The sequence below is a fragment of the Enterovibrio norvegicus FF-33 genome (assembly GCF_000286835.2).
Lineage (GTDB): Bacteria > Pseudomonadota > Gammaproteobacteria > Enterobacterales > Vibrionaceae > Enterovibrio > Enterovibrio norvegicus_A.
Map to the genome: position 1 here is coordinate 2,660,726 of NZ_AJYD02000038.1, position 25,353 is coordinate 2,686,078.

Annotated in this window: 20 protein-coding genes; 13 read left to right on the forward strand and 7 right to left on the reverse strand. The window is 48.9% G+C overall.

The features are described 5' to 3' along the window. The first annotated feature begins 352 nt into the window (after positions 1-352). From A1OO_RS19845 to A1OO_RS19855, 3 genes are all read left to right on the forward strand, one after another. Positions 353-3,793 carry a M66 family metalloprotease gene (locus A1OO_RS19845; protein WP_017004190.1) on the forward strand — a complete coding sequence of 1,147 codons (3,441 nt, stop codon included), beginning with the start codon at positions 353-355 and terminating at the stop codon, positions 3,791-3,793. Between the two features lie 383 nt (positions 3,794-4,176). Continuing rightward, positions 4,177-5,277, forward strand: a complete 1,101-nt coding sequence (locus tag A1OO_RS19850; protein ID WP_017004191.1) for an alkene reductase — start codon at positions 4,177-4,179, stop codon at positions 5,275-5,277. A 262-nt stretch (positions 5,278-5,539) separates the two neighbouring features. Next, complete coding sequence (locus tag A1OO_RS19855) at positions 5,540-6,547, forward strand: substrate-binding domain-containing protein (protein ID WP_016961220.1); 1,008 nt, start codon at positions 5,540-5,542, stop codon at positions 6,545-6,547. 121 nt (positions 6,548-6,668) lie between these two features. On the opposite strand, the gene galM is transcribed toward A1OO_RS19855, so the two are convergent. From galM to A1OO_RS19875, 4 genes are all read right to left on the reverse strand, one after another. Continuing rightward, entirely contained in the window at positions 6,669-7,727 is a 1,059-nt protein-coding gene (gene galM, locus A1OO_RS19860) for a galactose-1-epimerase (RefSeq protein ID WP_017004192.1), read from the reverse strand. A gap of 9 nt (positions 7,728-7,736) precedes the next feature. Next, positions 7,737-8,897: a galactokinase gene (gene galK / locus A1OO_RS19865; protein WP_017004193.1), complete on the reverse strand. Its 1,161-nt coding sequence runs from the start codon at positions 8,895-8,897 to the stop codon at positions 7,737-7,739. A 91-nt stretch (positions 8,898-8,988) separates the two neighbouring features. Then, positions 8,989-10,041 (reverse strand): UDP-glucose--hexose-1-phosphate uridylyltransferase, encoded by a 1,053-nt coding sequence (locus tag A1OO_RS19870; RefSeq protein ID WP_017004194.1) that lies wholly within the window; start codon positions 10,039-10,041, stop codon positions 8,989-8,991. Between the two features lie 339 nt (positions 10,042-10,380). Then, positions 10,381-11,085 carry a VC0807 family protein gene (locus tag A1OO_RS19875; RefSeq protein ID WP_017004195.1) on the reverse strand — a complete coding sequence of 235 codons (705 nt, stop codon included), beginning with the start codon at positions 11,083-11,085 and terminating at the stop codon, positions 10,381-10,383. Between the two features lie 452 nt (positions 11,086-11,537). Here A1OO_RS19875 and A1OO_RS19880 point away from each other — a divergent pair, with 452 nt between their 5' ends. Continuing rightward, on the forward strand, positions 11,538-12,002 hold the full coding sequence (locus A1OO_RS19880) for a hypothetical protein (RefSeq protein WP_017004196.1): 465 nt from the start codon (positions 11,538-11,540) through the stop codon (positions 12,000-12,002). Between the two features lie 124 nt (positions 12,003-12,126). Here the strand turns inward: A1OO_RS19880 and A1OO_RS19885 are convergent, their stop codons facing one another. Next, complete coding sequence (locus tag A1OO_RS19885; RefSeq protein WP_016961214.1) at positions 12,127-12,714, reverse strand: acyl-homoserine-lactone synthase; 588 nt, start codon at positions 12,712-12,714, stop codon at positions 12,127-12,129. Positions 12,715-13,063: 349 nt separating this feature from the next. Here A1OO_RS19885 and A1OO_RS19890 point away from each other — a divergent pair, with 349 nt between their 5' ends. Together A1OO_RS19890 and A1OO_RS19895 are read left to right on the forward strand one after the other, a co-directional pair. Next, positions 13,064-14,059, forward strand: a complete 996-nt coding sequence (locus A1OO_RS19890) for a hypothetical protein (RefSeq protein ID WP_017004197.1) — start codon at positions 13,064-13,066, stop codon at positions 14,057-14,059. A gap of 425 nt (positions 14,060-14,484) precedes the next feature. After that, positions 14,485-15,240, forward strand: a complete 756-nt coding sequence (locus A1OO_RS19895; protein ID WP_241819200.1) for a LuxR family transcriptional regulator — start codon at positions 14,485-14,487, stop codon at positions 15,238-15,240. 169 nt (positions 15,241-15,409) lie between these two features. On the opposite strand, the gene A1OO_RS19900 is transcribed toward A1OO_RS19895, so the two are convergent. Both A1OO_RS19900 and A1OO_RS19905 read right to left on the reverse strand, forming a co-directional pair. Next, complete coding sequence (locus A1OO_RS19900; RefSeq protein WP_017004199.1) at positions 15,410-16,798, reverse strand: hypothetical protein; 1,389 nt, start codon at positions 16,796-16,798, stop codon at positions 15,410-15,412. Positions 16,799-16,842: 44 nt separating this feature from the next. Next, positions 16,843-17,211, reverse strand: a complete 369-nt coding sequence (locus A1OO_RS19905) for a hypothetical protein (RefSeq protein WP_017004200.1) — start codon at positions 17,209-17,211, stop codon at positions 16,843-16,845. A 168-nt stretch (positions 17,212-17,379) separates the two neighbouring features. Here A1OO_RS19905 and A1OO_RS19910 point away from each other — a divergent pair, with 168 nt between their 5' ends. The 7 genes from A1OO_RS19910 to A1OO_RS19940 are packed head-to-tail and all read left to right on the forward strand — an operon-like array spanning position 17,380 to position 25,349. Next, positions 17,380-18,369: a hypothetical protein gene (locus A1OO_RS19910; protein ID WP_017004201.1), complete on the forward strand. Its 990-nt coding sequence runs from the start codon at positions 17,380-17,382 to the stop codon at positions 18,367-18,369. After that, positions 18,362-19,933: an AMP-binding protein gene (locus A1OO_RS19915; protein WP_017004202.1), complete on the forward strand. Its 1,572-nt coding sequence runs from the start codon at positions 18,362-18,364 to the stop codon at positions 19,931-19,933. Before A1OO_RS19910 ends, A1OO_RS19915 begins: the two co-directional genes overlap by 8 nt. Beyond that, positions 19,930-20,931: a 3-oxoacyl-[acyl-carrier-protein] synthase III C-terminal domain-containing protein gene (locus tag A1OO_RS19920; RefSeq protein ID WP_017004203.1), complete on the forward strand. Its 1,002-nt coding sequence runs from the start codon at positions 19,930-19,932 to the stop codon at positions 20,929-20,931. Before A1OO_RS19915 ends, A1OO_RS19920 begins: the two co-directional genes overlap by 4 nt. Continuing rightward, on the forward strand, positions 20,912-22,465 hold the full coding sequence (locus A1OO_RS19925; RefSeq protein ID WP_017004204.1) for an AMP-binding protein: 1,554 nt from the start codon (positions 20,912-20,914) through the stop codon (positions 22,463-22,465). The genes A1OO_RS19920 and A1OO_RS19925 overlap by 20 nt, the downstream gene beginning before the upstream one ends. Next, positions 22,458-23,459, forward strand: coding sequence for a hypothetical protein (locus A1OO_RS19930; RefSeq protein WP_017004205.1), 1,002 nt, complete (start codon positions 22,458-22,460; stop codon positions 23,457-23,459). Before A1OO_RS19925 ends, A1OO_RS19930 begins: the two co-directional genes overlap by 8 nt. After that, entirely contained in the window at positions 23,456-24,400 is a 945-nt protein-coding gene (locus tag A1OO_RS19935; protein ID WP_017004206.1) for a transglutaminase-like domain-containing protein, read from the forward strand. Before A1OO_RS19930 ends, A1OO_RS19935 begins: the two co-directional genes overlap by 4 nt. Next, positions 24,387-25,349, forward strand: a complete 963-nt coding sequence (locus tag A1OO_RS19940; RefSeq protein ID WP_017004207.1) for a 3-oxoacyl-[acyl-carrier-protein] synthase III C-terminal domain-containing protein — start codon at positions 24,387-24,389, stop codon at positions 25,347-25,349. Before A1OO_RS19935 ends, A1OO_RS19940 begins: the two co-directional genes overlap by 14 nt. Positions 25,350-25,353 lie beyond the last annotated feature (4 nt).

Below are 25,353 nucleotides of genomic sequence, written 5' to 3' on the forward strand. Positions count from 1 at the left end.
TTACACAAAATGGCGATGATCTACGCGTAAATTCCGCATAGTCAAAATCAAGCATCGTTGATGATCACACATTCCAACGCTCCTTCAATCTCGCCAATATCAGTGGGCACGCCATGTTAACTCGAACAATACCAACTCAATATTTTCACTCTAAATTAATGATTTAAAGCTTATTTTTCAGCCAGCATGTAGCACGACAAAACCCGCATTATTGAAGCAGGATCAACATTTCAAAAACAATCTCTGCACCAAGATCAATGAATTGCATATTCACCCATCATCATTATTGATAAATCCATCAGAATCCCGTCCGTAAACACATAATTCTAAGAACATTTTTCTGGGACAAACCATGAAACTAAAGCTGTTGCCATTGCTCATTGGAAGCGCACTTGTCAGCCTGCCTACACTGGCAGAAACCAACACACTCACTGCGATGGGTGAACAAACTCGTGCATCGCTGGAACAGATGCAGCAACTCGCACTAGACCCCGCCAACATTGTTGAGCGCGACGGTCGTCGCTTTTTGCAGTACCAAGGCAAAGAATATTGGGTGAACCACGAAAACTACCCAATGTTTCCGCTAAGCGATAAAAATGGTGAATACAGTACGGCCTTCCCGTTTGTCGACACCGATTGGGAATACGTCGCTTACAATGGCGGCTTCTATTTGATGCATCGCGAATTCGGTGTCATGACATCGGATGATACGGGTTGCTACGTAGAATACATTCCCGCAGCGCGTGGCTCACAACATGATGACGGCAGCTATATTTGGCAAAGCGACATGGTATTGCGCACCGTCACGTCTGACTGCGGCACGCTGACTCTGCCAGAGATCACTGAGCTGCAGGCAGCATCTGTGTCTGACATCGGCGTAGAGCTGGCTTGGGTCGCAACAAGTGATGATGCTGACTACTCCATTGCACTGACCGCTCGCCACGAAGGTCAATCACCGATCACTTATAACTATTCTGCCAAAGGCAAGAGTTTCTATATTGGCGATCTCGAACCAGAAACCACCTATGAAGTCGAGCTCAAAGGCTGTAATGCACTAAGTTGCGACACTGAAACGTTTAGCTTTACCACTTTGCCAACCCGCCTTAGCTACAACGACAGCCGCAATGCGCAAAATCACTTACTTGGTAACCTTCGTGCCCACGTTAATTTTGCACAGACACACACCAGTGTGATGCCAAATGGCAACGAGGTGTTGGGTCACCCTAATCTTGTTATGTCACGTAACGCGCAGTTGTTGGTGACTCCCTCTCAGCGTGGTGTAAACCAACTGTGGGTCGACGTTGAACTTGACGGCGTCAGCATGGGTCGTTTCCCAATGCAGCCACCGAGCGCATTGGCGAAAACCGATCAGCCAAACAATGGCCGAAGCAAAGTGGTGTACTCCCACCACGCGTGGAGTTTCCCCCTGAGCTGGGAATGGATGAAACCCGGTCTATCACTGCGCTTTAGTGACAATCGAGGCCGTGAAGGCGATCTCAACAGCGACATGCTGGTATTCGGCGGCGCACCAGAAATGGTGATTCAAAACATTGATATCGGCATGTTGGTTGAGCCGCGTGATCGCTATGACATGATTAAGCAAATGCCAAATCTGGCGACCGATTACTTCCAGAAGATCCCAGTATCTAAACTGGTAATGGCAGATTACACGCCCGTGCATTTACGAAAAGTGACACTGCCAAATGGCAAGGTGTACACCAAGGCCAGCGAGTTTGAAACACCAGGATGGCACGGTGGTGACATGCGTGAGTTCATCGGTAAGCGCTTGTTCTCCATTGGTATTAATAACGCCAACTTCGGCATCACAGATACCGCTGGCGGCGATGCTAGCTGGGCTCGCCCATTTAGCCATATCACGGCACACAACAGCCGTGGTCGCTATTTGGCGAAAAACGCGGAGACAGGCGTTGTCACGTCTACCGTCGTGGTGCATGGCGGCAGCGGCGGCGGTGGCATTGTGACGCTAGACGATACCCGTGGCAACGAGTGGTCACACGAACTTGGCCACAACTTCGGTCGTGGTCACCACCCACAAAACTCGTCGATTCATGACATGGAATCTGGCTGGGGTTGGGATGCACGCTACAATCGCTTCATCGGCAACATCCATTGGTCTGCTGCACCAGAGACAATGGAAAACCCTAGCAGTGGTGAAATTGTGCCGCCGTTCGCAGGTGAATTCCGCTTTCTTCGTGAAGCCATGGGGGGTGGCGAGTATCCGCTGACTGGCCTTATCAGTCATTACACACTGGAGCACCCTATCCAATCTCGCATTACACAAGATTGGTTTAACCGTTCGAACAATTTGGACATGAATAGCACCACGGGCTTCTCGCAGTGGGATCACTATGCACAGCAATATGTTGAAGCTGATTCAAACTATTCAAAACCAACATCGAAAGGCGTGCCAGTTATTACTGTGTTGGGTATTTACGACCCTTCAGAGAATAACCCAAGCCAGATTTATCCCTTGGTGTATTCCAACTACGGCAACCTATTTGATCTTCCTGCGCCAAGTGCCATCGACCTGCAACTCGAAGGCTGGCAAGACGTCGTTTCCATCACCAGCGCTGATCGCGTGAACACCCAATGGCAGACGATCAAAGAAAACAATGAATGGCTACCGCTTTGTCAGTTCAGCTATACCAATGCGAATGGTGAACAAGCCAACTTCGTCGGTTATGAAGATACAGCAAACGCCGTATGCCGCTCATCATCAGACATGTATTGGGCCGTGAATGGCGAACGCGAAATGCCAGAATCCGTGCCGATGGAATACCAACTGCTGGCAAGCAAGGGCGAACTGTTGGGCAAAGTAACCTATTCGCCAACCGCGGCGCTGGGTGAGCAAACCCTTTGTAGCCTTGATAAATCAGGCACATCACACGACGGTGCAGGCTTTCTTGCTAACGGAAAATGTACGCAGTTTGACGGTGTTAAACACGTCAACGGCGCAAACTGGGCTTATGCAGCCCATCAAGGCGGTATCATGCAGTACAGCCTGACTTCACAAAAGCAATGTGAGCTAGTTGTTGATGGCGAAGACGGTTCAGTGCAGCGCATTGCGCTGGCAGGTGGTCGTTACAACAACGGTGAAAGTAACAAGTTCCACATCAACTTGCCTGCAGATGTGCACCCTGAGCGAATCTCTCTGAGCTGTTCTACAGGCGTAGATTCTCACAGTGTGCTCGATTCGGTTGAAACGCCACGCAACCCTGCGGTTAACGATCTGATTGGCCCTGTCATCATTGGTCAAGAACACGGTTATGAAGCACTGGATTCCGCATTGCCATCAGGCTGGTTTAGCCACAACGACACCTTCGACCCTGCGGCATTGACTGAAAAAGAGCGTCAAAACCTTGCTACCCTGCGTCTAGGCAATGACTACCCGAACATCTGTCGCTTCCCAATGACAGTCAACGGCGTAGAAAAAACCCTGCACGGTTACGTGGATAACCTTGGCAACGGCGATTTCCAATGCACAGGTGGCAGTGAAATCACAGTGCGTGATGCAGAAGGCGAACGCCCTGTTTTATCAGCGCTGAACCAATTTGAATGGCTGTCTTTGATTAGCCGAGAAGATATTGGGGAGCGTATCAAAGCGACGGAAAACGGCGATGCTAACCTGTGTAGCTTGAATCGCGGCGGTGATTTTTACGGCGCAGGATTTGTGAATAGCGGTGGCCAATGTGTGCAAGAGCCTGAAGTGTATTGGTCAAATGGCAATCATTGGACCTTCTCTAATGGTCATGGCGCATATAGCTTTCGTTAATGATGGCTTCGTTTAACGACAGTTTTCGTTAAATTAATCATGTCTAACCTTTCCCGCCAACACCGCGCTTTTCGCAGTGTGTTGGCGGGATGTTTTCTGTTTGCATCCCACCTGAAACACCGCTCAGCCCCCCCGTTATTTCATTAACCTCTTTAACTCTTTCTGTCGCGTAAGTCCGTGCACAAGACTCGCGATGTTCATAACGTAAAATTATTCATTCGATAATAATCGATAATTTTACGCACACACTATGAGCGCTTATTCTCGACCCCAAGCAAAGCCAACGTTTAGCGCGGCATGTAAAAGAGAACATCATTCTTATCAATAGCCCTGACGCCTAACCGATTGCGCTGAATGAGATAAGCGAATACGAGGAAATCGACATGAAAGACGCATTGTTCCAACCTATTAAACTGGGTTCTCTTTCACTTCAAAACCGCATTGTCATGCCGCCGATGACACGGTCTCGTGCCACCCAACCCGGCAATTGCGCTAACGATATGATGGCGACTTACTATGCACAACGAGCCAGTGCTGGCTTGATCGTGGCTGAAGGCACGCAGATCTCGGCATTAGGCCAAGGCTATGCTTGGACACCGGGTATTTATAGCGAAGAGCAAATCACGGGCTGGCGTAAAGTGACCGACGCTGTTCACGAAAAAGATGGCGTGATTTTCGCACAGCTTTGGCACGTAGGTCGTGTGACGCATACGGCTAACACAGGCGGTGAACAACCTATTTCATCGTCTGCACTTAAAGCCGAAAACGTCAAAGTATTCATCGATAACGGTACCGATGAACCAGGATTTTTCGACGTGGTTGAACCGCGTGAAATGACAAAAGAAGACATCAAAAACGTGGTGGCGGAATACCGTCAAGCGGCTTTGAATGCCATTGAAGCGGGTTTCGACGGCGTTGAACTGCATGCTGCCAATGGCTACTTGGTGAACCAGTTTATTGATTCAGAAGCCAACAAACGTACCGACGAATACGGCGGCGCTATCGAGAACCGTCTGCGTTTCCTCGGTGAAGTGATTGAAGCTATGACTGACGCCATTGGCGCAGATCGCGTCGGCGTGCGTCTCGCGCCGTTCACGTCATTGAACGGCACCGTGGATAAAACCCCCGTAGAAACCTACACCGCTGCTGCTGTGTTGTTAAACAAACTGAATGTGGTTTACCTGCACATTGCGGAAGTGGATTGGGACGATGCCCCAGAAACCCCAACCGTGTTCAAACATAATGTGCGTGAAGTGTACCAAGGCGTGATCATTTACGCGGGTAAATACGACGGCGACAAAGCCGAACAAGCAGTCAAAGACGGTCTTGCTGACATGATTGGTTTTGGCCGCCCATTCGTTGCCAACCCCGATCTGCCAAACAGACTTCGCAACAGCTACCCGCTGGCACAGCACGATCCCAACACCCTCTTTGGTGGCGGTGAAAAAGGCTTGACGGATTACCCTGAATATCACGCTGATTGATTTTCAGCGACATAGTTTCGGATATAAAAGCCCGCCCTTTCGTTCAACGACAGGCCGGGCTTTCTCGTTTTTCGACGCATTTTCATTTGCGCTGACAATAGAAGATTCAATAAAAAAGAGCCCAAAAAGCAGAACGTTTACACTCCCACTAATCACCAAGATTACAATTGGTTATCTTAAAAATTCACACAGAGAAACTCACTTTAATTGCTTCATTTACACAATCGGTATTTAATAGCCTCAGTGAATTGAGAGGTAGAAAATGGCAACGATCAAGGACGTGGCGAAAGAGGCGGGAGTCTCTGTCGCAACCGTTTCTCGCGTGATTAACAAATCGCCAAAAACGAGTGAATCATCCATCGCATCTGTCACCAACGCGATGAGTAAACTCGGCTATCGTCCCAACGCGGCAGCGCGAGCCTTAGTCAGTCAAAGCACCAACACAGTTGGCGTGCTAGTGGGTGATGTGTCTGACCCCTTTTTTGGCACCATGGTGAAGGCGGTGGACAACGTTGCCCATGAGCACGGCAAACACATATTGATCAGCAATGGCTATCACCGCCCTGAAGAGGAGCGCAATGCGATTGAGCTTCTAATCAATAACCGCTGCAATGCCTTGGTTATCCACGCAAAGGGATTGTCAGATGAAGAGTTGATCGGCTATGCCAAAGAAGTGAAAGGCATGGTGATCATTAATCGTCACATTCCTGATCTGGCAGAGCGCTGCATCTCGCTTGATAACCGCAAAGGCGCGTATCTAGCGACCGAATACCTCATCAATCACGGTCATACTAAAATTGCCTGTATCGCGTCGTCACAAAACATTGAAGATGCTTCTCAGCGTGTTGAGGGTTATCTTGCCGCACTGAAAGACAACAATATTACGCTGTCAAAAAGCCATATCGAGTATGCCGAACCCAATAGTGATGGCGGTGAAATCGCGATGACGAACCTACTCAACAAGTCACTTGAGATAACAGGAGTGGTGGCCTACAACGATTACATGGCATCAGGCGCGTTATCTGTTTTGGATGAAAACAGCATCAAAGTGCCTGAGCAAGTGTCCATGATGGGGTTTGATGATGGTTTAATCGCCCGTTATGTCTACCCTCGCCTCACCACAGTGCGTTATCCAATTGAGATGATGGCCGACAAAGCCGCGCGGTTAGCACTCGCATTAGCGCGTGAGGATCACGTGGAAAATGAGACCATCGTTTTTTCACCCACCGTTGTGCGTCGAAACTCCGTAGTGCGTGTGTCGGAGAGATAAGCCAAAATCACCAAATCAGACAAATAAAAAAGAGCGCGAATATGCTGATATTCGTGCTCTTTTTTGTTTTTACGCCCGACGCTAACATTCACGCAGGACAGCAACTCTCTCGTTGAACTGATTAAAAATCAAAAGCATAAACTGTGTGGTAGCGATACGTTTGATCTGGTTCAAGCACACAACTTGGCTGATCCCACTCAGGGTGATGAGGAGAATCTGGCAAGAACTGCGTTTCCAGCGCGACGCCTGCATAGTCGGCATATTCACCACCGCTGCGATTTGGCGTACCAGCCAACCAATTCCCCGAATATAACTGCATCGCCGGTTTGTCGGTAAACACCGACATTTGAACCTTCTCATCACGACTCGCAAGCACAGCAACCGCCATCGAAGCCTCTCGGCGAGGGTTAAACCAATAACTGTGATCGTAACCTTTGGCACCTTCTTGCTGACTATCCGCGAAGAAATCCTGACGAATTGTTTTAGGCTGCCTGAAATCAAACCCCGTCCCACCGACTGATGCCAACTCCCCCAAAGGAATACCCAAATCCGTCGTCGGCAAGTAGTGGTCCGCATTCACTTGCAACCTTTGGTCACGACAATCTGCGCCCGATTCCGCCCCATCGAGATTAAAATAAGCATGATTGGTCAGGTTAACGGGTGTCGCTTTGTCTGTGTTCGCTAAATAGCAGATCTCAATGCAATTATCCTCGGTGAGCTGATACGTCACCATCACAGTAAGGTTGCCCGGAAAGCCTTGATCGCCATCTGGAGACTCATGTGAAAAAACCACTTTTGCTGACGTCTGCTCGCGAATACGCCAGCGCACTTTATCAAAGCCGAATGCGCCGCCATGCAAGGTGTTGCCCACTTGATTAGTCGTCAGCTGATAAGCATGATCGTGTATGTTGAAACGTCCATTGGCGATGCGGTTGGCATAGCGGCCAACCGTCACGCCCATGTAACTTTGCTGACGCTCAAAATCAGCCAATCTAGCCACGCCCAGTATGATTTCTCGGCGCTCCTCATCAGCTATCGGCAATCGACAACTTAGCCAGGTTGCGCCAATATCCATCAACACAACGCTGACTCCCGCCGCATTGCTTAATTCCACCAGCTGTGCCGGCTTGCCATCATAAGCAGACTGTTGCGTCATTGATTGAAACAGAGGATGCGTCATTACACTCCCTTATAACGTTTCTACTAGACCTGCGCCGTCATGCACCTGACACACGTAGATGGATTCTTTCAAGCCTGTCTGCGCTTTATAGTTTACTTCGACTGCGGCCTTCACCTCATCGACCAATGCAGGAGGCACAAGGGCAACGATACAGCCACCAAAGCCACCGCCTGTCATACGCACGCCGCCTTGATCGCCAATCACTTCCTGCACGATTTCTACCAGTGCATTGACTTCTTTGACGGTGATTTCAAAATCATCACGCATTGAGGCATGGGATTCGGCCATCAGCTCGCCCATACGCTTCATGTCACCCGCACGAAGGGCGTCTGCGGCAGCAAGGGTGCGGTCGTTTTCAGTGATCACATGGCGAGCACGTTTGGCGACTAACTCTGACAGATCGCTAACTCGGTCATTGAATTGCTCAATGGTCACGTCACGCAAGGCTTTCACGCCAAAGATACGCGCCGCTTCTTCGCACTGAACACGACGCGTGTTGTATTCGCTGTCGACCAAGCCGCGTTTTTTGTTGGAGTTGATGATCACCACCGCCATACCTTTTGGCATGGATACCGCTTGGGTTTCCAAGCTGCGACAATCCAACAACATGGCATGGTTTGCGCGGCCTTCGGCGGAGATCATCTGATCCATGATGCCGCAGTTACACCCGACGAACTCGTTTTCGGCTTGCTGACCATTGAGGGCAATATCAGCTTGAGAGATATCGAGCTGATACAGTTCTTTAAACGTTTGACCAATCACCACTTCCAGCGCGGCTGACGAGCTTAACCCCGCCCCCTGCGGCACGTTACCGCTGACTGAAATGTCTGCACCGTTGAACGAAAAACCACGCTCAAGCAAGCATTTGACGACGCCACGAATGTAGTTTGCCCACATCTTGTCTTGTTGGAAGGTAATGTCTTGTGTGATATCAAATTCATCAACTGCGTTGTCATAATCAACCGACACCACGCGAACGATGTTGTCTTCACGTTTCGCCGCTGCCACCATGGTTTGATAGTTAATCGCGCAGGGCAGCACAAAACCATTGTTGTAATCCGTATGTTCACCAATCAAATTGACACGTCCTGGCGCCTGCACGATGTGGGTTGGCAGGTAGTGAAAAATCTTCTCAAAAGACGCTTTCACATTTTGAATCAGATCAGACATATCTATCGCTCTTATAAAATTTCAAACTGGGTGAAGGCACACCAAATCGAGCAAGCCCTCTGAATTCATTTTTTTCACTGTTCTTTAATCATTATTGTTCTTTGTAGTGAACGTCGCTGACATCACGAAGACGCTGCGCTGCTTGCTCTGCCGTCAGGTCACGCTGACTTTCTGCGAGCATCTCGTAGCCGACCATGAACTTGCGCACCGATGCACTTCTCAGCAAGGGCGGATAGAACAACGCATGCAATTGCCAATGGTCAATATCCGTGCCCTCATCAAAGAATGGCGCGTAATGCCACCCCATCGAATAGGGAAAAGAACATTGAAACAAGTTGTCATAACGGCTGGTGAGTTTTTTGATCGCCACCGCTAAATCATCACGCTGCTCATCACTCAATTCGTTCATGCGACGAATAGACGCTTTCGGCAACAACATGGTTTCAAAAGGCCATGCTGCCCAATACGGCACCAGTGCAACCCAATGCTCGGTTTCAACGACCACACGCGAGCGATCTTTCCGCTCAGCGTTCACATAGTCCACCAACAGGTTAGACCCGTGCTCTTGATAGTAGGCATTTAAGTGGTGTTCTTTGCGTTCGATCTCGTTCGGCAAAAAGCTATTTGCCCAGATTTGACCATGAGGATGGGGCTGAGAGCAGCCCATGGTTTCGCCTTTATTCTCAAACGCTTGCACCCACAGGTAATCTTTACCGAGTTCTTCGATTTGATCGTTCCACGTATCAATCACGCGGCGAACGCTCTCAAGCGGAAGCTCAGGCAGCGTTTTACTGTGATCGGGCGAGAAACAAATCACGCGGCTCAACCCACGAACACCTTGGGTTTTGAACAATAGATTGTCCGATTCGGGCGCGTCAGGTGATTCCACCATCAAGGCTGCAAAGTCATTATTGAATACATACGTGCCCGTATAATCGGGGTTTTTGTCACCAGACACGCGCTCATTGGTTGGGCACAGGAAGCACGTTTTTTCATAGCTCGGCAGCGTGTCATTCGACGGTTTTTCATCTTGACCGCTCCATGGACGTTTTGCTCGATGAGGAGACACAAGGATCCATTGCCCTGTCAGCGGGTTATAGCGGCGGTGTGCGTGATCAACAGGGTTAAATTCAACATTCGACATCTTCGTTACTCATTAATCTTAAAGCGCATGTAAACGTTTCCATAAGATAATAGAATAATACAGATTGAAAGAGAATGCAGAAAACCGCCCTGATCTTTTTATTGACTACATTGCGGCCACATCACGCGACACATTGGCTTTAAAGTGAAAGATATAGAATAAACAATCGTCGAAAATAGGAACTGATGTACAGTGACGCATGGACCACTCTCTAGCATGGTTGCTTAGTGTGTGTTTTACGTGAAATATGATGGAGGGGGGAGTGATGAAAATACTATTTACCCATTTCTTATTAGCAGGGGGTCAGAGCTTTTACTCTGCCCCTAGCCTTTAAATTGGTTATTTCGACGAGCTATTCGCCAACACCTCTTCTAGCTTCAGCCCCGTCAAATCATGAATCGTTCGCCACAGGTAATAGAATACCCCCATCATCATGATGGTGGATGGCAGTGCAATCATTGGGTAGCTGTATAGCGTGAGTTGACCCAGTTGTTCATTAAACTCAGGGGTTCCTGCAGGGCTAGTGACAATCCACTTGGCGAGGATGAAGTTCATGGTTGCCGAAAAAGCAAAAGAGCCCGCGACAAGGTAGGTGGCTTTCATCAATCGGCTTTCAAAGGCTTCCATGCTGTTACGCATTTGCAGGCGTTGATTGATCTTCTCAACATCCATCACCGTTGGGTTAAAAAGCAACGCTTTGACTAACGGGGAAGAGGTAAAAGTAGAGACCAAAACAGCAATACCTATCGCCGCGGGAATAGCGGCTTCTTTAATGGCCAACCATTTGGTGTCCAACTCAAGTAAACCAATACCGCCCGTAAGTAGAACGTTGGCGAGGCCCAACAAGGCAATAAAGTTAAATTTTCTGTATTTAATGAGTTCAAACAATCCCCAACCGAGCGGGAAGCTCAAGGCGACAATCAATCCGCCGCTCGCACCTAGATCATTTTCACCACTTAATTTCATGAGAACAAAAGCAGGGATGACGATGCTGACCAAAAGGTCAATCATCGGGCGTGGTTTATGTGTAGGTGCACTATTCATGTTTTGTTGTTCCAGACTAAGTATGAAGGCTGATATACCATCGCTAATACTATCGAATGGCAAATTCGTTGGATAGTTTTCTGTCTGCCCTTTTTTGTTCGATTTAGTGTCTGACGTATCAATATCAATCGAAGCAACGATGTATCACGCGACTAAGCACTCATGATGTCAATATCCATCCATGAATGAGCGCGAAAACACGCGCACTGGTTGATTTCCTATTAGAGAAAGTGCCGTTTACGTTTCATCGTGAATAGTGTTGAGGTATCTACCCCTTTTTCAATTGCGTATTCCATTTGCGAAAAAGCCCCGCTAACTCGCATTTTCACAAGCGAAAACCAATCCCACAAAAAATACCAAGTCAAACAGCATATTATTATTTCTTTCAGATTCAGTTAAACGATAAAAAGACCAAGTAGACAGATATTGGTGCTGATAGTGAGATTCACCCTATGGAGTATGCCAATGAATACACAAAGAAAGAGAAACTCGTAAGGTTCTCCCTGCTTGCTCTCTTTGGAATAGTTGCGGTTGTTGCGAATAATGTATGGCTACAGCCCTTACTCACTGATTTTGATGAACATCCGCATTGTTATGAATTATTTGGGCTTAATGGTGCGGATACTATCTGGCACTTATTGTTTGTTGGCCTACCTGTATCATTATTCCTAATAACAAGCTTTATGCTGCCAACAGGTATAGCAGGTCTCAAAGAAGGTCGTTATCCTCCCCGCGCCATGAAGGTATACAAGCCAACGGTGGTTAAAACTGGGGTGACGGCATACTTGCGGTCAAGCGTTTTCCTCCTGCTTCCTCTTTTCGTTTTATTAGTCGCGGTTTGGGGCTCTCAGCAAGTTGATAAGATGCCCGTTATTGATAAAGAAAGGCTTGGCGTACACTTGTGTTCAAAGAAGTAGAAAAAATTAGAGGGTTTTAAGTACACGGGGCATTTTCAGCTTGTGTTGAACTGCATAATTTAAAGACGAAAAAAACCGCGCGATCTTCATTGATGATCTGGCATGCACACTCCGCAAAAAACCCTTAGTTGATATTGATCTTCAAACGCTCATCCACTTCCAAACGCAATGCGACTGAACGTTCTTTACCCACTTTCAGAGACTTCCCATTGCCCATGCGGCGCATATTTAAGCCCAGTGAACGGAGCATTCTTTCGCAGCCGACAGTGGTAACAAGAACATAAGCGCGAATGTCATTTTCTTGTGCGAAATCGTAGAACGAGCGGATAAGTGTGAGCGCATTATTGCCGAACCAGCCGTTGGTGTTCTCGTAGCTTTCTTTTGATGTGGTGAAGCGAGATATTTCCCATACGCCTTCTTCCATTGGCGCATCCTCGCCTTGAAGAAGCTGAGGGAACACATCTTTCAACATATACTCGCCTTGCGTTGGCATGGCACGCCAGCAACCAATCACTTCTTGGTTGTCTTCTGTCAGTGCCACATAGCTCGTTTCATTCATCTCATCAAAATTATCAGATTCCATATCTTGCGTTGATTCTACTTCCCACCCTAAACGCTCCAAAAAACTGCGGTGACGCAAACGAAAGATATTATTCAGAACAGCAGGATTGTGAAACTTAGATTCAGGTGTCAGGGTAATTAGCTGGCTCATGGTTATTCCTTCAACTTGTCAGTAGTCATCGTTTAGGGCGATTGCTTGAGAACGAGTTAAAGGCTATTGCAACCCCTTCAATCCAGTAAGCTGTCTGAAATTACAGCGTCCAGCATCTAATTTTTAAACCTCTAATTTAAATAGATAAAACAGCAATACAGAGGCTTCCCTATCACTTATGACAGGGTGTGTTTCTGCTGCAATTCCCTATTGTTGCACTATGCAATTAAGCGGATACCACTTTTCTATTAAACGCATACAGCAATTAAGCAGACGGGACATGGCTATTAAGCACAGAGAACGTTGCAATTCAGGGGAAAAAACATGGCGATTAAGGGCATAGAACACTTTGGCTAACCAATATAAAAACAAAGCCGTAGCGCAGCGAAAATATGCTCCATCATTAGAAGAAAATGGGATACCTGACGAATTGGTCATGGCGCTGAATAAAGCAAAATCGCTGTCTAGTCGCAACGGTGTCGCATGGTTGCTGTTTGAAGATAATCAGAGGGTTGCGAGTTATTGTGGTCTTGCGGGTGATCCGATGTTTACTTCATTGAAATACCCGCCACCATCAAATCGACAGCGTCGGCTCTATCTTTCCACACCGCCACATCGATACTCTTTTCTAAGCGATGAACTCATCGATATCGCTGAAAAATGGTCATTGAACACCATTTGTTACCCCACACTTTCCGACGACATGAGCAACGCGCTTGCCGTCGAAATCCTCAATACCGACAACCTGTGTACCCAGGGATTAACGCTGCATACGCCCAATATTGGCGAGAGCAACGAGTCGCTGTTTTTTGGCCCTGCCACGTTGAAAAAACACCAACGCCCTTGGACCATTTGCTTTATTTCCATGAACAGCCAGGGGCAAGCGGTGACGTACGATCATTTCTTCTCGGGATTTGGTGCAGAGAGCACGTTTCATCATTCATTGACTAAACACACCATCGTGGCGGTTGAGAAAGGGTTAAGCCAAAGCGACCCGCAATTAATGGCCATAAAAGAAAAGTGCTGCGCCATAGAGATAGAAAATGCCGAAGCCTTAGCACAGCTTCAAGCCAAACTCGCGCAGGGAGGTCAAAACACACTGGTCACGCTGTGTGGCAATGGCTTCTTTTATGAATTGGCGAACGCCAACAAGGTCGATGAATGCAGAACGTATGTCGCGCTGACGGATTTGCCACACTTCAAACCGTTATCCGCATCGAACAACCAGAAGACACAAGCGGTTCCAAACCTGTTTGGGTGGAAAGTGACCTCAACACACAGTTTCGAGTCAGGTGTGCTCATTCAGATAAGACGTGAAAACCAAACCTTTGATCATGAAATTTAAGGTTCTTTAAGAAAAACAGCAGACTCAAACAACATGTAATGCCATACCGAAACATGCTAAAAATTGACAAAACGGTCATATTTAATGATTCGCTAATATTACATATTAAAAATTGAATATCACTGTCACCTTTACGTAAAAGTATCTGAAAACATTTTATTCAACCCTGTTGTCAGCACTAAAAAATGAAACGCTTTACTTTCTTTTCTCGATTTAGATTCAACGGGGTTAAATTAATACACCATGCCTATCATTCTCGCTCAGCATTTGACCCTTTCTTGATCTCGGTGCTAAGATCTAACGCACCAAAGCCATTCATAGCAACACATTCAGAAAATCATTTCATGTGAACAGTGATAGCTGACTTTGCAGCATGCCTATCCCGGTTGTGCCTAGTTTGTCTAACCTTAGTTAATACACCAAGGATGAAAGTTGTACTTATGGATACCGACCAGCTTTTTGCCATTGTTGGAAAGCTCACTAACGTAAATAATAGAGAACAGCTTGAAGAGGTTTGTGAAAGTTTTTGCCAACTTGTCGGGCTTCCTTATTATTTATTCGGCGTCATTGAACAAGACTCACTATATTCCCCCATCATTCATGCTTACAGTAATTACCCAACGCCTTGGTTAGAAAGATATTTCGAGCAAAACAAACAACGCGTCGATCCCGTGGTGAGTTACATCATGACGCAGCAGTCTCCCATTCGCTGGGATTCCCTCGTGCAGCGTGAAGAATTTCAATCTCCGCAACAGCAAGAGCTCATGGCAACCGCCAAGCAGTATGGGCTGAGCAATGGTTTCACCGTACCTATCAAATCTGCTTCGGGAGATTTCGTGTTACTTAGCATGGCCATTGGGGATGTTGAAGACCAATGCGAAAAATTGAACGCCGCCATTCCTTTTGCCCACACCCTCGCCTCCCATCTTCTTGAGTGCTATCTCTCCATGAAGATCAACGCCAAAGGTCACGACAAAATCTCGCTCACTCAACGTGAAACTGACTGTCTCTTTTGGGCAAGCGAAGGGAAAACCGCGTGGGAGATTTCAAAGATCATTAATGTTTCCGAGCGCACTGTGCTGTTTCACCTCAACAACTGCACCAAGAAACTCTCTGCTTCTAACCGCCAACATGCTGTAGCACTGGCGATTAAAAAAGGGTTACTCAAGCCCAACCTGTAAAGGGCACGTTTTTGGTGCACACCAGTTCGTGCCCATGCGAAGCCGCAACATAAACTCGCAATACATGAAACGAAAAATAGAACGCGGAGCCAGGTGGCTCCGCATTTTCGTTGAAAAGCGTTGTCTCTGTTCGATCAGCAATAAACACTCTTTGAATCAAACACAAGCGCTAGCTTGCTCGACGCAATGTATTGCTCTCCGTGCCGCCTGGCGATTCTGTGGCCACCCCTTCATCCATCGGCCTATACCTTCGCTTCATCTCTTCGATAGAATCTTGCCTACCCACTTGCTTCACCCCCCTTGGCGTGACCATGAATTCTGCGGGAAAGCCATGACCAATAAACAAACCTGGAGAACTGGTGACCGCATACGCGCCCACTTGATGCACAACCAGATAATCACCAACCGCCAACGGTTCAGATTCGAATTTATCAGCAATAATGTCTGAGGGTGTGCATAGCGGGCCAACCAAGGTATATCGCGTATATTCACCCTCTATTGCACGTTCATTACGCGTTTCCATGCGCTCCGGCAAGCCAGATTGAGCAATCACCTCAAGGCTATGTCCTTGCGCTTTTCCAATAAAATAGGGTTTTCGCATCAAGTTCGCGAAAGCCGTTGCGCCGTGAAAAAGGTTATAGCCGCCATCACACACTACAAAGGTTTTTCCGCCCGATTGCTTGATGGATTTCACCTGTACTACCGCTTTGCCGTTTTCTCCCACAATGAAGCGGCCACTTTCAAAAAACAGCCGTGTTGCGCCTGTTTTCTCGATCAGGTTTTGCTGTAACTCCAGTAATGCCTCTTGCATACATTCCACCGACAAAGAGGCTTCGCCTTTGTAATAGGGAATACCAAATCCACCACCGAGATTCAGCCAATGTAATGGCAACACAAAACGCGTTTGAAGTTGGATCAAGTAGTCACACAAGGTCGAAAAATTAGTCATAAAACTGGCAGGGTCGAGCACGCGTGTGGTGGCATAAATGTGTACCCCAGAAATGGCGATCTGATTTATTTCGGCAAGGGCAAGCAGCGAAGGCAGTTCCTCTTCTGTGATACCAAACTGGGAAGCCGCACCACCCATTTTCATTGAACCACCGGAAATTTCCATGTTTGGATTTAGCCGTAAAAGGATCGCGGTATCGGCGTCATAGCGCTGTTTGAGTGCCCCTAATTCAATCAACTCGTCGGTACTTTCGACGGCGACAAAAGCAATGTTATTACGCACGCACTCGGTCAATAATCGTGTCGATTTATATGGGCCCACACATCCAATGTTTTTCGGGTCGACGCCGCTAGAAAGTGCCACGTCTAATTCGAATGCACTGCTCACATCGCAGCCCAATCCTTGTTTTACGATGGTATCGACCAAAGACGGATTGGGGTTGGCCTTGAGTGAATACAACACGGTGGCGACACGAGGCAAAGCTACGGCTTTTAAACGGTCACATTGCTGTTGAATGCCCACTTGGTCATAGACATAAAACGGCGTGGGCGGCAGTGAGCGACTCGGCGCATCACCATGAGGGAAGTCAGGCGTTGACGTTTCTTTCATCGAAGTCTCTGTCATTAAAGTCTCTAACATTGTTGAATTCCCCATTATGGATTCTTAAATTCGTTGTATGTCAGGCAGCGTTTCGCCGGTGCGTGATGCACCATGTCTACCGACTCCAATTCATCGCTATCGGTATTGATCGTGATGAGGCTCAACACGTTATGGCATGCTTTCTCAGCGCGTAAACTCATGTACACAAAATACTCCAGATACTCTTGGTTTCGCTCCTCCCGCAAAAATGTGAAGTAATTGATCTCATCGCTTTCTTCAAACACCCACGGGCTGCCGGACAGCGCGTGACCATTCAACATGGTGCGCACTTCGGCTTGGTCGAAGCTGGATTTCGCCGTGACAAATGGGGCCACCAGCAGCAGCGCCAACAAGCCGCTTTTTTTCATTCCGGTTTTGAACATTGACCTAAACATGGTTTCTCCTTGGTTGTGCGCATCGTGCTTATACACATCTTGGTAATACACAATGTCACACACGGCGAAGTCCGCTAACTGTCAGAACTGACAGCTGTGTCCAGCACAAATAACCAACAACAATGGATGTCATACGTTCGCAAGTGGAATGACACGATGACCCAACTGAATTACTGGTCGGACACAGCAAAGAACAGAGAACCCGTTGAGACGACCCTTTCTAACCTCGGCTATGACGCAGGCTATGTCGGCATCATTAAGAAGATATTTCGCATCAAGCAAACGCCGGTTTCCAAGCTGTCGCCGCAGCAATACCTGCTGCAAGATGCGTTCTGTCAGCAAGCAGAGCTGCAAGCGTCAGACGCGCTCACCTATACCCACACCGGGCAGGAAGTGTATCCGTTTGGGCAATCTTGTTTGCGATCGATAAACCGCTCAAGCCGCGGCAATGGCGTATTGTTTGGGTCAACAGCGAGCAACTGCGCCTCCACGTTCAAAGTGCTCGACCTCTACCGCCGACGCGAACGAACCCGCCTGTTGAGCGCCAAACGCCATGTGATCATCACGTGCGACACCGGCTTCACACCAATCCTCAAAGACATCCCCGGTTCAACCGTCACGGGCGACGCGCGCAGTGCCATTTGCTTGGACAACAGTGCAGCGGGCAACTATCAGTTGGTGGGCTATGAGTCGCAGGTTTACCCCGCCCATTTTGGCGGCGCGTGGGAAGAGGCAGAGCAACACGCCATTTATGAGAAAACCTATAAAGATCGGATTGTTGCGTTGATCGAGCACTCGCTCTCGGTGCTTGCGCGTGAACACAAACTCGATGCAGACAGCCGCATTGCCATCGTGCCCCATAACGTGAATGTCTACACCTGGAAGGCCATCGAAAAGAAACTCAACAACCCGCAGCTCTCTTTTTTCACCGACGGCGTGGCTGACCACGGGCACTGCTACGGCAGCGATGCCTTCATCAATCTTCAATTGCTTGAACAGCGCCATGCCGAGCCGATTGATGATGCCATGACAACCACCCACCCAACGCCCGACTATTACCTCTGTGTCACTGCGGGCGTAGGTGGCTTTTTCTCAAGCGTGACGCTGACACGAACCGACACGAAGAAGGACCCGTTTTATGACTAAATCCACCTTGAGTGAGCGTATTTTCACGCCCACGTCACTCCATCAAACCATCACGGCAAACATCGACCAGTTTGGCGATAAAACTGCCGTGCGCTATCGCGACACCACCTATAGCTATCGCGACTTGTTGGTGCTTTCAAGCCAACTGCGCGAACTGATACAAGCCAAAGGCGGCATTCAAGATAACGTGCCCGTTCTTACTTGTTCCCGATCCCCCCTGTTCGCCAATTTGTTCAATTTACTGCTTGGAATTGAAGGCATCACCTATGAGCCGCTGTCTCTGAATGAGCCGTTCGACCGCGCCATCGCGAAAGCGAGTAAATGGCAACATTTCATTTTGCTGACAGACACCCAAACCGAGGCTGACCTTAGCGCCATCTCCACGCGAGCGAGCCTGACGTTAATTGCGGATGAAGACTTGTCTTACCGTGCCCATTCACGCCCTGAAAACGCGGGCGAGAACCACTTATCCCTCAATGAATGCGTCTACATACTTTCTACTTCTGGCTCGACCGGTGTGCCGAAATCCGTGCCGATCAAACGCCACAATCTCGACGCTTACTTATCTGCCGCCACCGGATTTTTTGACGTTAAACACGATGAACATTTCTCCGTGATCCACGATGTGTGTTTCGACTTCAACATCCATGAGTTGTATTTGCCCATTCACAATCACGGCTGCCTATGTATCGCGGATAAATCGGACTTACTCAGCCCGGCCACGGTCAGCAAATTTGTTGAACGCCACGGCATCACATTCTGGTCTTGCGTCCCTTCTTTCATCAACCATTTAGACCATTTACGCAAATACAACAGCCACACCTTCAACCGCATTCGCAAAACCATGATTTGTGGTGAAGCGCTGACCTTGGTGATCCAGCAAGCATGGCGAGCACTCGCCCCCAATAGCCGAATATTCAATCTTTATGGGCCCACAGAATGCACGGTGTCTGTGTCAGGAAAAGATGTCACACACCCGCAAGAGGAGGATGTCCGTCATGGCGTGCTCACCATTGGTAACGCCTGGGATAACACCCAGTTCTATGTGCTCAACGAAGGCCACATCAGCCAGGAAGGCCGAGGGGAGTTATTAGTTGGCGGGCCGCAAGTCTTTGATGGGTATTTCCGCGAAGGGCGTGTGTGCCGTGAAAAACTCGTTGAAGAACCGCAAACGGGGCAATTGCTCTATCGCACCGGTGACAACGTCGAGCTCTCGCCCAACAAACCCAATCACTATTTGGGGCGCGGCGACGATCAGCTGCAAATACGCGGGCATCGGATCCAAAAAAACGAAATCTTGCACCTTATTTGTCAAACCATTCCCTGCTCTAACCTTGCGGTGGTAGAGAAAAACTCCCGCAATGGCACCACGGTCGGCATCGTGTTGTTTATCTGCGGTGAGAACTTGCAAGAGGTCGATATTCGCCGTCGCTTGGCGGCCACCCTGCCAAGCTACGCCTTGCCATTAAAAATCAATATCGGCCCCCTGCCGATGAACAAGAACATGAAAATTGACCACAAGAAGCTTTACGCGCACGTGAACCCGGAGGCAGAAACCTCATGAGGATAGAAAATAACGACAGTATCGCGCTGTCTATTGATGCCATTCGCGTCGTCAGGCCCAAGCAAAAACTGGTGTTAGTGGACCACCATGACGCCGTGCATTGCACCTCGTTCAACGCGCATATCTTGAAAAAAATGATGGGGATAGAAACCGTCAATGTGTTGCCAGATGGCGAACCGCACGAATCACTGATGATGCCTTTGGTCTCGCTGTCTTCAGGCGAAGACGAAGACCACCTCGTGGAGTTACGCAGTGCCAATACGGGCGCAATGCGTGCGCAGTTTGGTCAATCAATCGACCGTTCTTTGGCGAGAATACACAACCTGATCCCGTTAGGCGTGAGCAACGCAAATCGCTGTGTTTCCTTGTTTAAGCAACTCGATATGATCTCGCGCTCCGCCCCTGCGCTCAGGCACTATTGCATCCACAATGGTGAACTGGCATTCAGCAAAGAAATGCGCATTACCCGAGGCTTGTCGGTGCAAGGTGACAGTAACACCAGCTTGCGGTTAAGCCACACGGATTCGCCAAAGGTTCAGGTCAGCAGCGTGCATTTGCACTACGACCGCCGTTTTGCCCGTGGCATCTGGGGTGACAACATCGAAACCAAAGCCTACGAAGACAATTATCGCCAAAACATGCATCAGGTGATCCATCGTGCTTTAGACAAAGCTGGCGTCACCCTGTCACAAATTGACCACCTGCTCCCGCACAACATCAATATCAAATCGTGGCGTTTTCTTTGCCAATCGCTCGATGTCCCTGAATCACGCCTGTTTTCGCGCAACATTCAAAGTGAAGGCCACTGTTTTTGCAATGACATGGTGATCAACCTCAGCGATGCACTGGACACATTCACTCAAAAAGACAACCCACCCACCGCAGAAAACCCCTTACGTTTTCTTGCCGTGGCGGCGGGCGCGGGCGGAATGTTCGGCGCCTGTGTGCTTGATGTTATTCAGCTAGAAGGATTACGAAATGAGAGACACGCTATATAACATCATGGTTGAGGCAGGCGATCGCATTGCTGTTCTCGATCAAGATAAAAGTTACCGCTACCAAGACGTCTTGAATGATGCTGCCTTGCTGCACGAAAAGCTCAGCCTCGCCGCAGAGGGGAAGCCCAGTGGCACACACATTCTGATGTCAGCGCAGCGCTCTTACACCAGTGTGGTCATGTATGTGTTCAGCGTGGTGTATGGCTACACCTTGGTGCCGGTGACGGCTGAAATCGACAATCGCTCACTTGAAAGGCTGATTAACGAACTGCCTGTGGCCTTCTTTTTTACAGATGTTTCCACATCACGCCTGCTGACGGTGGCGACACACTCTGATTGCCCGACATTAGTGGCACAATGCGGCGGCTCGCTCCATCAAGGCGTGTTTACCCAATCCGTATCAGCCTTTTCCTTCACGAAAACACAAGTGGCCGCTACATCATCGCATGCGTCGCCCAGCCAAGATAACCCTGATCTGTATTTGATTTTTACGTCTGGCAGCACGGGTAACCCAAAAGGCGTGAGCGTGGAAACCCACAATCTGCTCAATTACCTTGAAGCCACGCGGGACGAATTTGGCATTTGCGCTGACGATGTTCTGAGCCATATTTCACCGCTCAGTTTTGATTTCAGTATTCACGAAATTTTCATTGCGCTGTTTAATCAAGCCGCCATTGCCGTACTGCGAGAAAACGACAAATTCAATTTCTCAGGCTACTTACTGCGACACGCCGTGAGTGTGTGGGCTTCGGTGCCCTCCACCTTGGCGTACTTAAACAAAACTCGGCAGTTAACCCCAAACCAATACCCCGCATTGCGTTTGGCCTTTGTCGGGGGCGAGCCTGTGCATCCTTCATTGCTGTATACCCTGTCATTAGCCGCACCGAACTGCACCGTTTACAGCTATTACGGCCCCACCGAATGCACCGTGGCAATGATGGCGTATCGGTATGACCCCACCCAAGAATATGCCCAACACATGCCGCTCGGTCGCCCTTTTGGCGGGCATCGCTTGTTTATTCAAACCGAGAAAGATGGCGCGTTTCATGCCACTGGCACAGGGGAAGCCTACATAGCAGGGCCACAGGTATTAAAAGCCTATTGGAAGAACCCTGAACAAACGGCCATTCGCTTTTCGTACCACCCCGAACACGGCTATATGTTCCGCACCGGCGATATCATTCGCATCGAAGACGACGGTAACCATGTTTTCATCGCCCGCCAAGATGACGACATAAAAATTGGTGGATACCGTTTCAATACCGCGGCCTGCCGCACCTTTGTTGAGGAGGTATCAGAAGCCGAAGACGTCGTTGTCACCCCGTTTTCTCATAGCACCGAAGGCACGTTTGATCGCCTCTTGGTGGTGACGGTGAACGCCAAAATCACAGAAGCTGCCTTGGCGCGTATTTTCCGCGACCAATACGATAACTATGTGCAGCCTCATTTCATCAACGTGTCGGAATTGCCGCGAAACCGAAACGGCAAGCTAGACAAAAAAGCCCTGATGGAAAAGGTGGCCTGCCATGTTTGAGCAACGTATTCCTTTCAGCACATTGGCGCGAAGCGAAGCGCCAGCAGAACACGCGAATATTCCCTATGACGCGCTTCTTTACGCCAAGAATACGCCGCCATTCAAGCAAGACATTGCGGTGTTTAATCGTCTTATTCCCATTGAAGGTAAGCCCACCAATCTCGCCATTTGGGCGCCAATGGCGGATTTGGCTGACACCCAAGAAACAGATTCACGAGCAATCAATGGAACTGCACGCAACCCCATGCGCTATTACCTTACGCACCAGGGCGATGCGGTAAAAGCGCGGCACATTCACGCAAAGCCAGATATTCAGCTCAAGAAGCTGTGTCTGATTTTCCCCGGTTTCAATGGCGGCCCGTTCGATCAGTTTCACCTAGCGGAAACACTCGCAAAATCTGGCTATTGGGTCATGTCTGTAGGGTGCTATATCAACCCCGAACTCACACCGAGTGCCGACCCAGACAAGATCGCCCTCGCGCTGAAAGAGGCTTATGCCACCTACCCTTCAGTGTTGGCGGCCTTCACGCAGCTCACCGGCATGCCTGTTTCGCCCGATACGCTAACAAAGATTCGATACCTCTCTTTTTCAGCTGGAATCTATCCCTTGTTGCGTGCGATAAGCGAAAACAATTGTCCGCAGTGGCAACATCAGATGTTGCTGATCGCCCCTGGGTTGTCCGCCACTTCAGGGCTGGAAGATCTATTGGCTGACGCCCCCGTTTCTGGCGTGGATGTAATTCATTCCGCGCAAGATACCCACCCAACCTTTGGCGATCCCTTACGGTATTTAACCCTGTTTGGTGACTCACTCACGCAGCTTCACTTGCTCCCTCACGGTGAGCACTACGACTTCATTCATCTGCCTTTATCTATTCAGAAGTCAGCACAAAAAACCCGCGCCAGCACCTCTGCCCAATCTCAACACGAGCACGCCGTGAAACAGGAATGTTTGGCGATCCTCAGCAACCTGATTCAAGGAGAAACACAATGAGCACAAACATCGCCACATCTAGCATGATGAATATCGCCCATGTCTATTCCACACCGACGCCGTACACCGCGTTTGAGGATTGGCAACAGTTCCACCCCGCTTACGGCGACGATATTTTATCTGATCCGCAGAGCGCGATTGATCTCGCCAATGAATTGGTGGCCCATTACAACCATTCAGAGTTTCACAAAATGGCACCGGAGCGAGCCGACGATCTCGAACTGCGTTCGGTCAAGGAAATCATTGCTCGCTACCACGAACTTAACCCTGAATCCTCTGCGCCTGTCACGCCGGTAGGTGGTCGCTGCCGAGACCTCGCGTTGCTGGTGTGCAGCCAATTTCGCGCCCAAGGTGTGCCCGCTCGCCTTCGCTTTGGTTTTACGCACATGTATTACGACACCAAGCGTGCGCTTGCCGATCATGTTGTCGTGGAATACTTCGATGAAGGGCGTTGGAAAATTCTTGAACCACGTGGCAGTTCTCGCTTAATGGATCATCAAGACCTGGGGATTAATCCGATCGATGTTGACCCGAAGAAGTTCATCAATGGCCCACGCGCGTGGCATAAAATCCGAAACAAAACCCTGCGTGCTGAATGGTTCAGTGGCACAACGCCAAATGCGCAAATGGGCTTGTGGTATGTGCGAAAAATCATGCTGTTTGATTTGGCAAGCCTGTGCCGATACGAAGCTGATGTGTTTGACTTATGGGGCTATTTAACCGATTCAAAACCAGGTGTGATGCCAAAGTTCAAGCCGCATCTAGAAGCGCTAGACAGCATCGCCGCCACAGATTTTCTGGATGAACATGCCTTTTCAGAGTGCTATCAACTCTTGGTGCAAGATGACCGCTTTTTACCGGATGGTGAAATCAGTGTGTCACCCACACTTGGGAAACGTTCCACGCTGTCAGTAAGGAAAGATGACTATGTTCTATATTAGTCGCAACATCACCGCTGACGCGCCGCGCGTACTGAATGTGATGGAGGATCATGACGCGTTATTCTTGAGTGCGTCATCCGCCAAAGTGTTTAGTCAATGGTACGGATTTCATGAGCTTCCTTACTACGACAATACGCCGTGCACTCAATATTATCAGCAAGCGCTACAAACCTTTGTTGACGCCGACAACAGCGCACCCGCTCACTATGACGCCGTGGTACATAATCACACCGGGGCGCTATGCGGTGTGTTTGGCGAACGGGTCATGCTGCGAAGCACCCGCGCCGCGCTCGGAAATAATGACACCGACGAGAACAACTGGCTGCCCTTTTCTTCCTCGGCCACCAAATGCGCCACCCCCATGCAGCTGATGAAATACTTCGAACGCAACCGCACACTGAATAACGTTCTTTTAGTCACAGGAGACATTGCCGACAACGTTGACCTTCGCGTTAATCCCGTTGCACTCAGTTCAGACACCATCAACATGGTACGGCTCACTCGCACGCCGAGTGATATCTCGGTGCTTTCAGTTGCGACCTTGTTTGACGGACAATTTTCAGGAGGGATCTACCTACAATCCAACGATGGCATGCAGCAAAAGTACAACGAGTTTTATCAGATCAACGTGGAAAAAGTGGTCGAGCGCTGCCTAGCAGACGCTAACCTCACGCGTGACGACATTGATGTGATATTACCGCACAACGTCAACGTGCAAACGTGGAAGAAATTGACAACAAAATTGGGCATCAGTATGGACAAGGTTTACACCAAGAACATTGCCCGATATGGTCACTGCTTCGGTGGTGATCTCTTCGTCAATCTCAACGATGTGTATAACGAATTAGATAGCCAAGCATCTGTGACTTGCCTTGCTGTTGCAGCAGGGATCGGCGCGTCATTTGGTGCAACCCTATTTGGCATATCTAAAGGAAAGGAAACGGAATGAGAGG